The sequence below is a fragment of the Sphingopyxis sp. genome (assembly GCF_019459305.1).
GTDB lineage: Bacteria > Pseudomonadota > Alphaproteobacteria > Sphingomonadales > Sphingomonadaceae > Sphingopyxis.
Genome location: NZ_JAIBES010000008.1, coordinates 44118 through 54762 on the forward strand (window position 1 = coordinate 44118; position 10645 = coordinate 54762).

General features: G+C 61.6%; 11 protein-coding genes. 4 read left to right on the plus strand and 7 right to left on the minus strand.

Annotation, left to right across the window (positions count from 1 at the left end):
- The first annotated feature begins 29 nt into the window (after positions 1-29).
- Complete coding sequence (locus K0M74_RS00690; protein ID WP_293966925.1) at positions 30-1127, plus strand: PHB depolymerase family esterase; 1098 nt, start codon at positions 30-32, stop codon at positions 1125-1127.
- Positions 1128-1275: 148 nt separating this feature from the next.
- Here the strand turns inward: K0M74_RS00690 and K0M74_RS00695 are convergent, their stop codons facing one another.
- Positions 1276-1749, minus strand: coding sequence for a hypothetical protein (locus tag K0M74_RS00695; RefSeq protein WP_293966927.1), 474 nt, complete (start codon positions 1747-1749; stop codon positions 1276-1278).
- Between the two features lie 248 nt (positions 1750-1997).
- Here K0M74_RS00695 and K0M74_RS00700 point away from each other — a divergent pair, with 248 nt between their 5' ends.
- Both K0M74_RS00700 and K0M74_RS00705 read left to right on the plus strand, forming a co-directional pair.
- Positions 1998-2795: a hypothetical protein gene (locus K0M74_RS00700; RefSeq protein WP_293966928.1), complete on the plus strand. Its 798-nt coding sequence runs from the start codon at positions 1998-2000 to the stop codon at positions 2793-2795.
- Positions 2796-3166: 371 nt separating this feature from the next.
- Positions 3167-3502 carry a hypothetical protein gene (locus K0M74_RS00705; RefSeq protein ID WP_293966929.1) on the plus strand — a complete coding sequence of 112 codons (336 nt, stop codon included), beginning with the start codon at positions 3167-3169 and terminating at the stop codon, positions 3500-3502.
- 90 nt (positions 3503-3592) lie between these two features.
- Here the strand turns inward: K0M74_RS00705 and K0M74_RS00710 are convergent, their stop codons facing one another.
- The 6 genes from K0M74_RS00710 to K0M74_RS00735 are packed head-to-tail and all read right to left on the minus strand — an operon-like array spanning position 3593 to position 8371.
- Positions 3593-4048, minus strand: coding sequence for a DUF126 domain-containing protein (locus K0M74_RS00710; RefSeq protein WP_293966930.1), 456 nt, complete (start codon positions 4046-4048; stop codon positions 3593-3595).
- Positions 4042-5274: an aconitase X catalytic domain-containing protein gene (locus K0M74_RS00715; protein WP_293966931.1), complete on the minus strand. Its 1233-nt coding sequence runs from the start codon at positions 5272-5274 to the stop codon at positions 4042-4044. Before K0M74_RS00715 ends, K0M74_RS00710 begins: the two co-directional genes overlap by 7 nt.
- Positions 5271-6212 carry a hypothetical protein gene (locus K0M74_RS00720; RefSeq protein WP_293966932.1) on the minus strand — a complete coding sequence of 314 codons (942 nt, stop codon included), beginning with the start codon at positions 6210-6212 and terminating at the stop codon, positions 5271-5273. Before K0M74_RS00720 ends, K0M74_RS00715 begins: the two co-directional genes overlap by 4 nt.
- Positions 6209-7114, minus strand: coding sequence for a 3-keto-5-aminohexanoate cleavage protein (locus K0M74_RS00725; RefSeq protein WP_293966933.1), 906 nt, complete (start codon positions 7112-7114; stop codon positions 6209-6211). The genes K0M74_RS00720 and K0M74_RS00725 overlap by 4 nt, the downstream gene beginning before the upstream one ends.
- Positions 7111-7869, minus strand: a complete 759-nt coding sequence (locus K0M74_RS00730; RefSeq protein WP_293966934.1) for an SDR family oxidoreductase — start codon at positions 7867-7869, stop codon at positions 7111-7113. Before K0M74_RS00730 ends, K0M74_RS00725 begins: the two co-directional genes overlap by 4 nt.
- A gap of 13 nt (positions 7870-7882) precedes the next feature.
- Positions 7883-8371, minus strand: coding sequence for an acyl-CoA thioesterase (locus tag K0M74_RS00735; protein ID WP_366932616.1), 489 nt, complete (start codon positions 8369-8371; stop codon positions 7883-7885).
- Between the two features lie 106 nt (positions 8372-8477).
- Here K0M74_RS00735 and K0M74_RS00740 point away from each other — a divergent pair, with 106 nt between their 5' ends.
- On the plus strand, positions 8478-10604 hold the full coding sequence (locus K0M74_RS00740; RefSeq protein WP_293966936.1) for a TonB-dependent receptor: 2127 nt from the start codon (positions 8478-8480) through the stop codon (positions 10602-10604).
- The last annotated feature ends 41 nt before the right edge of the window (positions 10605-10645 follow it).

A 10645-nucleotide genomic window follows, 5' to 3' on the forward strand; every position in this document is an offset into this window, starting at 1 on the left:
AGGGCACCAACTTTGAGGAATCGAATGACATGATTGCAACACCATCGCTGATGGCAGACGCGTTGCGGCTCACAAGATCGGGCGATCTGCGCGAAGCCACCCGTCTAATTCAGGCGGGCTTGTCGAAGAATCTTTCGAATGCACCTCGTGCAGATGCTCGGTCGGCAGCCGTCGTCGACGTTACGCCTAGCCGACTGGCCTTGGCTCTGCCCAGTCGTGTGCCAGAAATTATGCCCGACGCAGCCACCCCTTCCGGATTGCGGGACCCGGGGATCTTCGAGGAACGCCGTTTTATCGGCGCCGAAGGCAAAATGAGTTATATGCTCTATCGTCCGTCGAGCGTGAAAGACGGGATGCCGGTGGTCATCATGCTACACGGCTGCACACAAGGGCCAGAAGATTTCGCTCGCGGCACCGGCATGAATGCGCTCGCCGACGAGATGGGCTTTGTTGTGGCTTATCCGCGCCAGACATCGGCGGCAAATTTGCAGCGTTGCTGGAACTGGTTCAAACCCGGTGATCAGCAGCGGGACAAGGGAGAACCGGCGCTGATCGCCGCAACCACGCGCCAGATCGTTTCCGAACTCAAAGCAGACGCTCACCGTGTCTATGTCGCCGGCTTGTCAGCAGGCGGCGCGGCCGCAGCGATCCTGGGTGCAGCATATCCGGACATTTACGCGGCGATTGGCGTCCATTCAGGCCTGGGGTGCGGAGCAGCTCGCGACATGCCATCGGCATTTGCCGCGATGCGCAATGGACCGCCAAAATCGCAACTAGGCGGGAAGTCCCGGCAATTCGTGCCTGTCGTCACCTTCCATGGCGACGGTGATGCGACCGTAAATGAAGAAAACAGCGCGCACATCATAGCTGACGCCGAGCACCAGTGCGGAATAGATTTGATCCTTCGCAAGGAGACAGGCGGATGGCCGGCTGAGCGCAGATATACCCGCGAAACGCACAGCGAGCCGGGTGGCAATATTATGATCGAGCGGTGGACAGTCCATGGCGCAGGGCACGCCTGGTCTGGTGGTCATCCGTCGGGAACCTATACCGACCCGAGCGGCCCGGACGCATCGCGTGCGATGATGGGTTTCCTCCTCCGCCATTCTCTGGCGAAGGACGCCTGACGGCGCGCTGCCATTGCAGAAAACACGAACGTGGAAATCCTGCTTTGGCTGGTTTCTGACCAGCGGCTTTCGGGCGTGGATCCAAGATAGCCGACGTTCGCCAGCACCTCGCGCGGGCGCGCGTAAAGCGACGAATTGCGGACGTTCGCTATTTTTGATCAAGCGCCAAAATGTCGCGTGTGATCTTAGCCTCATCGCTCGCAATCTCAAATATGAACGCGGGCGAACAGGGTGACTGAAGAACCGTCATGAGGTCAGGATTGTGATGAAATATTTTTGGCATCGTAGCGTTGGCAGATGTCTCGGGCGATGGGGCGCGTAAGGCGATCAGGAACGGGCCTTGGCCCATTTCGTCAGGCAGGGCAAAAGTCGAGTTGTCCCACCTCGCTGTGAAGGTCTGTTTGACATCTCCGATCAGTGCCTCCTCAACTCGAACCGTCAATCTAGCATAATAGCCTTTGTCGCGGATCACCTCGTATTCCGAGATCCTTCCGACAACTACCACATCGGCATTTTTTACGTCGGGGAGGTGTAACTCGTTCGTTACTCGGCATGCCAGAGCTGGTTGGCTCGCAAGCATCGTAACGACGGCCGCCACCGCTAACCTAAGGCCCGTCTGCATAAGACTTGCTCCTGAAAACTGCGCCTTGCACGGCACCTTCACAGAGTAGGCCGCTGATTGTTAATGTCCGCTCACCATCCATTCCGGCCGCGCCAGCCACCTTAGCGACTCCGGGCAATGCAACCGCTGGGACTGGCCGACAGCGTGCTGGTGGCTTTTGGTTCGAGATCGGCGAAAGCTGACGTCGCAATTATTACCGGTGGATCGAGGCGGATCGACCGCTCGGGCCTTACGTGTTAGGTCGAGTCATGGGTGAGAAGGTTTCCGGCTGGCCGGACGAACTTGACGACGAGGGGGCGATGGACCGACTGCAGTCGATCCTGCTTCTCGGCTGTGAGGGCAACCAAGACTTATCTCGAGGACGGGACTACAAGGCGATGCGCCGCGCGCTATTGGATCGCTCCGACTTGGCCGATGTGGTGCCGAGATTCGTCCGGTCACAACGCGATCTTTCTGGATTTTGGACCTATATAAAGAACTTCGCGCCCAGCTACGAACAGCGGCGTGCCCACGTGCGTGAGAATATGACACCGCTGTTTGACCGGGTGGAAGGACATACGAGGCCGCCCGTTAGATCGAACAGATGGACCGGCAAACGTACGGCCAGCCAGCAAGCCCAGGTCGTGCTGGCGCTGGGACTTGACGCGCTCGCGGGCGTTGACGCTTTGCTGGATGATCAAGAGCGCTCTCTTCACAACGGCGGACCGATCGAACCGGAGCGGCTTGAAGCCATTGAACACCTGAAAGCTCTTCATGCAGAGCTGGGGGAGCTCATTCGCCTCGCGGAAGCTGAGTTACCGTTAGATGATCAGCTACGCCGTGTGAGATCATTGAAAGATCAGGCACTAAGCTGGGTCAAAAGCCCTGCTGGTTTCGCAGCTGGAATGGTACCATTGACGGGCTTCTCCTGTGTTTTAGGCGTAGGGGTGTACTACTTGGTCAACGCCATTGCACCGGAAGCTGCGAGCGCCATAGCGGCGGCAACCACCGGTGCTCATGTGACGGGTGCGACTATTTTAGGGGCTCGGGAAAGTGGCAGTCGTTAAAGGAAACGGCATGTGGAAAGCAGTGGTCCTCGCGTTGGTGCTAAGCGGATGTGACAGCCGCCCCGACCAATGGGACGCCTTTGTCTATCCAAACTCCGCGGATCTCTCCGGATATGAGCGTATTGCGGGCTTCAAAAGCTTTGAGTTATGCCAGAGGGCTGCGATCGACAGGATGCGCTCGATCCAACGCGAGAGCGGGGGCGATTATGAATGCGGCTATAAGTGCGAGGCCGATCCAACCCTTGGAGGTCTAAATGTCTGCAAAGAGACCCGCAAATAGCCGCTATAAGGCCTAATCATTTCATCGCTGATCCGACGTAGGACCCCGGCGGGATTTGAAAAATCCAAATCGATCATCGGAGGGAACCATGATGAAAGACGTGCTGGAGGTCGTCGCCAATCTAGCTGCCATCCTCACGGGCATAATCGCGGTGCTCGCCTATTTTCACTTCATTTGGGGCGAACGGACGCGGCGGCTCGCGCTTGAGCATCACCTTCGACAGGAAGCGCTGAACTCCCAGGACGAAGGTCGCCGCACGGCGATCCACCTAATGGCATATTTGTCGATGACCGAGGCCGAGGTCTTGCGCGCAGGATTCCAGAGCAAGCTAGTTTGCTCGGAGCCTGGGGTCGATGATCAGGGCCGCGCCCACCGCCTCTACTTTCGGTACAATGGCGCAGACGTTCAACGCCATCCTCCGTTTTAATTCTTCCAACGTGGCCGAAGGCAGTCAGCCGGCTTTTGGTCCGGAAGTGCGGCAAACCAGACTACGCGTCAGACTTCGACCCTGCATCATCTAACCCGCAGGGTTGGAGAACTGGACCGGCTCATGCCCCGGAATAGTCAGCACCGCCCGATCGGTTTCACACCATAAATGGCCCGTTCCGCCGCACTCGAGTTTTCCGTAGTCCTCATCGGACACGATCAGGATCGGGATAGCCGCACCATAAAGATAGTCGGCGACCAGCGCGCCGATGGTGAGGATCGGGTCGCTCCGCGTCGTAATCACCCCGGCGGGTGCCCGCCTGGTCCGCGCGAGTTCGACGAGGGCACTCGAAGAGGAAGAAGAACCCCGGCTTCCTGGCAACGCGAGCAGCCGATTGGCGAGCACCGCGCCCCGCTGGGGGTGCGTGGCATCGACGATGCGCCCGGTTTCCAGGTCGACCCCGCCCCACAGGCTCAGTGGCTCTGTGAGCTTCAGTAAGGCCCCGCTCGCCATTCCCTCGATCAAAGCGTGTCCGTGGGTCAGCATGGCGTCGCCACCGCGCCCGTTTCGGCCGACCGGATGCAGCGCTCGAGCGTCATCAGCGCCACGCGCCGCCCCAGATTGCCGGGACCATAATGGGCATATTTTCCCGATGTCGTCAGGATCAGGCCCGACGTCTGGCGAACCACGGGTGCGAGATAGGTGCAGGTGTCGACGATCATGTTAACGCCAAAGGCGCGCAAGGCGTCAAACGCCGGATTCGCCGCGACCGCGGCCGCGATCTCGCGTGAGGTCGATACATAGACCTCGGTCTCCGGCGACCGGCGGCGGCCCTCGACCGCGCGGTTAAGCTGTGCGAATTCGCGGATCGAATAATGCGGAGTACCGAGACACACCGCCGCGACCACCTCGCCCTCGACCGCGCTGCAAAGGGATGCGATTGCCGCCGCGGGCTCCGTCGGTGCTATAACCTCGATCTTCACGCCCTCGGTCGGCATGGCTGCGGCCTCTGGCGTCACGCCTTCGGCATGGAACAGCGCGAGCGCACCCGACGAGGCACCCGTCGCCCCGAGCGCTTTCAGTTCGTCCTCGCTCGCATCTAGCGGAAGCCCACGCAAGTAGGGGACCATGCCCGGCGCGCGGCGGCCGACGACATAGCCGATCGCCGCGAAATAGAGGTCGCGCGGCAATCCGGCCGCCCGGACAGAGGGCAGTTCTAACAGAATCTCCGGTCGCCTCGCTTCGTCGCGATGCAGCCCCGCGAGCGGTACGCGTCCGGTCAACGCCGCGCAGAGGTCGGTGAAATCACCATAACGGTCGGTCCGCGCGCCGAGCACTGAATTGATGAAGACGATCGCATTTGACTCCGCCCACGCGACATGCTCGCCGCGCCGCGGACGCGCCATCCGCTGATAGGGCGCGCAGGTGAGCGTCGGTAGGCATCCGAGCTGCTCGTGCAAGCGGGTCAGCGTCTCCTGCTGCGCGATGATTTCCGGGGGACCACAATGCCAACCGGGGTGGGTGACATCGACCGCGGCGACATTGAGTGTCGTCGGAACACGGACCTTTCCACCGAGATCGACAAAATGCCGCGCAAAATCGATACTCGACGGTCCGTGATACAGGCAGCCGTCGATATGCGCCGACTCGATATCAATGAAGCGATCGGCACCGCATGCGGCGCCGTAACGCACAAGAAACGCCATCGCGCGCGCAGCAGCCGCGCCATGCTCGCCCGCCAGCAGCGCATCGTCGATCGGTTCGAGCTTCACGGCGCGACATCCCCCACGACGAGCTCGGCCGCCGCCAGATCCTCGATCGCGGTGCCCACCGATTTGAACAGGGTGATCGCCTTATCATCCATACCGCGTCCCGGATGCGCGCCCGAACAAAGCGCCGCGAGATCGGCTTCGATCGCGTCCATGCCGAGCGCGCCCGCAGCGACCGCCTGCTGCAGGTCTCCCGCCTCGTCCATCGCGCCTTCATGCGTATCGACGAAAACGCGCGCACGAGCGAAGGCCTCGGCATCGGCCTCGCACATGTCAGGGCGGAAGGCGCCGATCAGGTCGATATGCATGCCGGGCCGCAGGGCCGCGCCCGCGATCAGCGGGTCGGTCGCGAGCGTCGCGGCCGACACAATATCCGCTGCCGCCAATCCCGCCTCAATCGTCGCGATCGCCGCTGCCGGATAACCCTGCGCGCGCGCGGCGCACGCCGCCGTCTCGGCCTTGTCCGCGTCGCGGCCCCAGACCATGATTTGGTTTATCCCAAAAGCAGAGGAATAGGCTTCGATGATCGCCGCATTGAGCGCGCCGGTGCCGATCACGAGCAACGTGTTGGACGCTGGCCGCGCAAGCCGCGATGCCGCAAGAACCGACGCCGCGGCAGTGCGGCGACGGGTGAGAACAGCGCCGTCGATCGCTGCAATCTGCCGCCCGGACACCCTATCACTCAATATGTAAGTCGACTGGATCGACGGACGCGTGCGCGGATCGACGGTGACGATCTTCGTCCCGACCCGCTCGCTCCCCTTCCACGCCGGCATTACGAGCAGCGACGCGCCGCCCATATCGGCGGCAAACCGCGACGGCGCATGATATTCGCCGGAGGCAAAGGCGCGCCGCAAGGCCGCGATCAGCGCGGGCATCGGCGTCGCCCGCGCGACCGCTTCAGCGTCGTAAAAGGGAATTGTCGCCGCCGCCCCGGTCATGCGCCAGGAGTTCTGAGCTTCAGCATTTCGCGCGTTTCGGCAGGCGTCGCGACCCCATAGCCGCCGACCGCGTTGACGAGCGTGTACGCACGCTCGACGAGCTGACCATTGGTCGCCCAGACGCCGCGCGACATGTAGAGATTATCCTCCAGTCCGACACGGATATTGCCGCCGAGCAGCAGCGTGTGCGCAAGCATCGGCATCTGTTCGCGCCCGATGCCGAATGCGCCCCAGATCGTGCCCGGCGCCATCAGGCTTTTCTGGTACAGGATCGTCTCAACGCCGTGCGGGGCCGCCCACTGCACCCCTAGCACCATCTGCATCATCGCCGGGCCGTCGACCAAGCCTTCCTCGACCAGCTTGTTGCCGAACAATATGTCGCCGGCTCCGAACACTTCGAGCTCGGGCTTCACCCCCGCGGCCTTGAATCGCTTCGCCATCGCGCGCAGCGTGTGCGTCGGGCTGAAATAGATATATTCGGTCGGCCCCTCGACCTGATTGTTCGTGACGATGTCGAGTGTCGCGATTTCGGGAAGCAGTTCCTCGACATGAGCGACCCGCTCGTCGACGCCGACGACATCGCTCCCGGGCAGCATATGGCCTTCATTCTCCGGGTCGGGAAGGAAATAGGCGCCCATGCCGCAAGTGAGGTTGAGCACGATATCGGTGCCGGTCTGGCGAACGCGGTCGACGACTTCGCGAAAATGCGCACGGTCGCGATTGCCTTCTCCCGTCTCAGGGTTGCGGACATGGATATGGACGATGCTCGCGCCCGCAGAGGCCGCCTCGATGCAGGCGTCGGCGATCTGCTTCGGGGTGATCGGCATCGCCGGATGCTTCCTGTTGAAAGGCGCGCCGCCGGTAACGGCGCAGGTCAGGATCGTCTTTTTGCTCATCGTCATTCTTCCCATTCCATATTGCCGCTCACGGCGATGATCTCGCCGGTGATTTTCTTGCCGGCGTCTGAGGTGATGAATTCAACCATGTCGGCGAACTCGCTGAGTTCGACCTTGCAGCGCAGCGACACATATTTGAGATAGTCGTTTTCGATGTCTTCGAAGCTGCGGCCCGTCGCATCAACGTTGCGCTGGACGATGAAGCGAAAGCGGTCGTTGTTGATGATGCCGGGCAGGATCGCGTTGACGCGGATGCCCGACGGACCCAGCTCACGCGCGCTGTTCTTCGTCAGCCCCTCGACCCCCGCCTTCGACGCGATATAGGGCGCGCGGAACGGGATGCCGGTGCGCGTCGAGCAGGTCGAGAAATTGACGATCGATCCGCCGCCATTAGCCTTCAGCATCGGGACCGCACGCTTCATCGTGTAAAACATGCCCGACAAATTGACCGCGATGGTCTTGTCCCACTCATCCTCGTCTAAATCCTCGATCGCGGCGCGCGGACCCGCCATGCCGACGACGTTCACCAGGATCGTGAGGTCGCCAACCTGCGCGCGCACATCGCCGAACAAGGCTTCGACCTCGGCGCGCACGCCGACGTCAGTGACGCTGCCGCTCATCCCCGGATTGGCTGCAAGCGTTGCGGCGACCGCGTCGCCGCGCACATCGCAGATATGCACCTTCGCGCCCTTCTGCAGGAAACGCTCCGCAATCGCGCGACCAACGCTGTCGCCCGCTCCTGTAATCAGCACTCGTTCCATGCAGCCTCCTTGATCAGATTGTTTGCGCCGGCAGCATCAGCTGCTCGGCGATGCCGCGTTCGCGATCGGACAAGGGCGTCGCCTTGCGCCCGTCGAGGTCGAAACGAACGGTGACGCCCTCCAATATCGTGCAGCGTTTACCGTCGGGGCGCCGCGACAATATCGTGCGGTGCCGGAGCGACGAGCGCCCGACCGACAGGATGCCGCCGGCAAGGACAAGCAAGTCCCCCGCGACCAGTTCGTGAAGATAGCGAATCTCGTGCGAGACATCGGCCCAGCCAACGTTGCGGCCATCGACCTCGCCCGCGGTGAGTCCGAAATACCCGAGCAGATGGTACACCGCATTGTCCATTAACGGCATCTGGTGCTGGACCGACATGTGCCCCATCGCGTCACAATGCCAAGGGAAGACGACTCCGCGGAAGGTCTCTACCGGCACTCTTCCTATTGATTCCAGGGTGTTTTCGGATTTCATCGGGCGCCTTTCCGTTACCGTTCGCATCGAGGTAATCGCCGATGCTTGACTTGTCTACACAGATTATACACAATGTGTTCACTGATTATCCGCACTCTCGTCACAATCCATAAAACGTGCAAAAGGGGATATTATGCGTAGCAAGCTGAAGACTGGATCGGGCCTCGGGGCACTCGCCGCACTGCTATGGACGGCGCCCGCCTTCGCGCAGACGGCCGACGACGCCGACAAGAGCGGGAGTGCAAATGAAATCGTGGTGACCGCGCAGAAGCGTGAGGAACGGCTTCAGGATGTTCCGATCTCGATCACCTCGCTCGGCGGCAAGGATCTCGACGCACAGGCAAGCGGCGGCGTCAGTGAAGCTTTGCGCTCGGTTGCTGGCATTTCGATCACTAGCTCGCCGCAGGGCGGCGGAACTCAGCTTACGATCCGCGGTGTCGCTGCCAACGGCGCGACCCTCTCAGGCTCCAGCACCTCGGCTTTTTATATCGACTCGGTTCCGTTCGGCCTCGTCAAGTCGGCGATCCTTCCCGACACCAACGCCTACGACATGTCGCGGATCGAGGTGCTGCGCGGACCGCAAGGCACGCTTTATGGTGCCAACGCGCTGAACGGCGTCGTTCGCGTGCTCACCAACGATGCCAGTCTCGACCGCTTCGAGTTCAAGGCCCGCGCCGGCGTAGCCGCCACCGAAAGCGGAGATCAGAGCTATCGCACCGACATGGCGGTCAACATCCCGCTGGTTGAAGACAAACTCGGTCTGCGTATCGTCGGCGGTTTCGAAAATGCCGGCGGCTGGATCGACCAGCCGGCGCGCGGCATCAGGAATGCGAACGACAGCCAGTCGCGCAACATCCGGATCAAGCTCAACGGCCAGCCGACCGACGCGTTCAGCTTCGGCCTGTCGGCATGGATCTCGCGCATCGATCAGGATGCGCCCGCCTATGCCAATGAAGACGGGAACCAGCTGACCACGGTGCCTCTGCCGCAAAAACTAAACTATGACGCTTTCAGCGCCAAACTTGGCTACGACTTCGGCGCGTTCCAGGTATCGAGCGCGACGAGCTATCTCAAATTCACCAACCTCAGCGAGCGCGACTATACCAATCTCGCCGCCAATCAGACGCTCCACACTGAAATCAGATCGAAGATCTTCACCGAGGAGCTGCTGATCAATTCTTCCGGCGACGGCGACTGGCGCTGGTCGGTCGGCGGCTTTTACCGCGACGCATCCGACCTTCTGAACCAGACTTTGTTCGTCCTGCCCGCGCCGATCAACTTTAAGGACAAGTCGCGCTCGTTCGCGGCGTTCGGCGAAGTCACGCGCAGCTTCATGGACGGCACGCTCGAGGTCACCGGCGGCCTGCGCTACTTCAAGGACCGCGTGACCCAGATCGAGCTGACGCCGACCACGGGCAACCCCGCGCAGCCGCTAGCGCGCCGCACCGACAGCTTCGAAGCGGTGACCCCGCGCGCGGTGGTCACCTGGCTGCCGAGCCGGCGCTTTACCGCCTATGCCTCCTATTCGCAGGGCTTTCGCAGCGGCTTCAACCAGAGCCCGACGATCATCCGCACCGCCCCCGGCATCCCGCCGGTCAAGGCTGACCGCCTGTCGAACTATGAAGTTGGCGCAAAAGGCAGTCTCCTTGGCGGCGCGCTGACCTTCGATGCCGCGGTCTACTATATCGACTGGAAGGATATTCAGCAGAACCTCAACGTCGATATTAATGGCGTCGTCTTTGCAGCGACGGTCAATGGGCCGAAGGCGAGCGGATTGGGCACCGACCTCTCGTTAACGGCGCATCCGATTGAGGGGCTCGACATCGGCGGCACTTTCAGCTGGAACGGGCTCGACCTGGCTGGTCCGATCGTGACGCAAACCGCCGGCGGCCCCGTCACTCTGTATCAAAAGGGCGACCGTCTTGCCTTCTCGCCCGAATATACGGCGAGCGGCTTCCTCGAGTACCGCTTCCCAATCGGGCAGGCGGGGCTGAAGGGCGTGCTGTCGGGGTCGATGACCTATCGCTCGAAAATTCCTGCGCGGTTGCTGGCCGCAGGTACCGCGCGCTATTTCCTCAGCGACGAGCCGCTGCTTGCCCGCGCCAGCCTCGGGCTCGAATCGCCCGACAAATGGACCGCCTCGCTTTATGCCGAGAATATTGGCGGCTGGAACGGCATCACCCAGCCTCCGACGGATATCAGCCAGCAATATCGCGTGCGTCCGCGCACTTTCGGGCTGCAGTTCGAATTCCGTTATTGAGTCTCTTGTGGGGGCCGGATCGCTCCGGCCCCTTTTTCAAA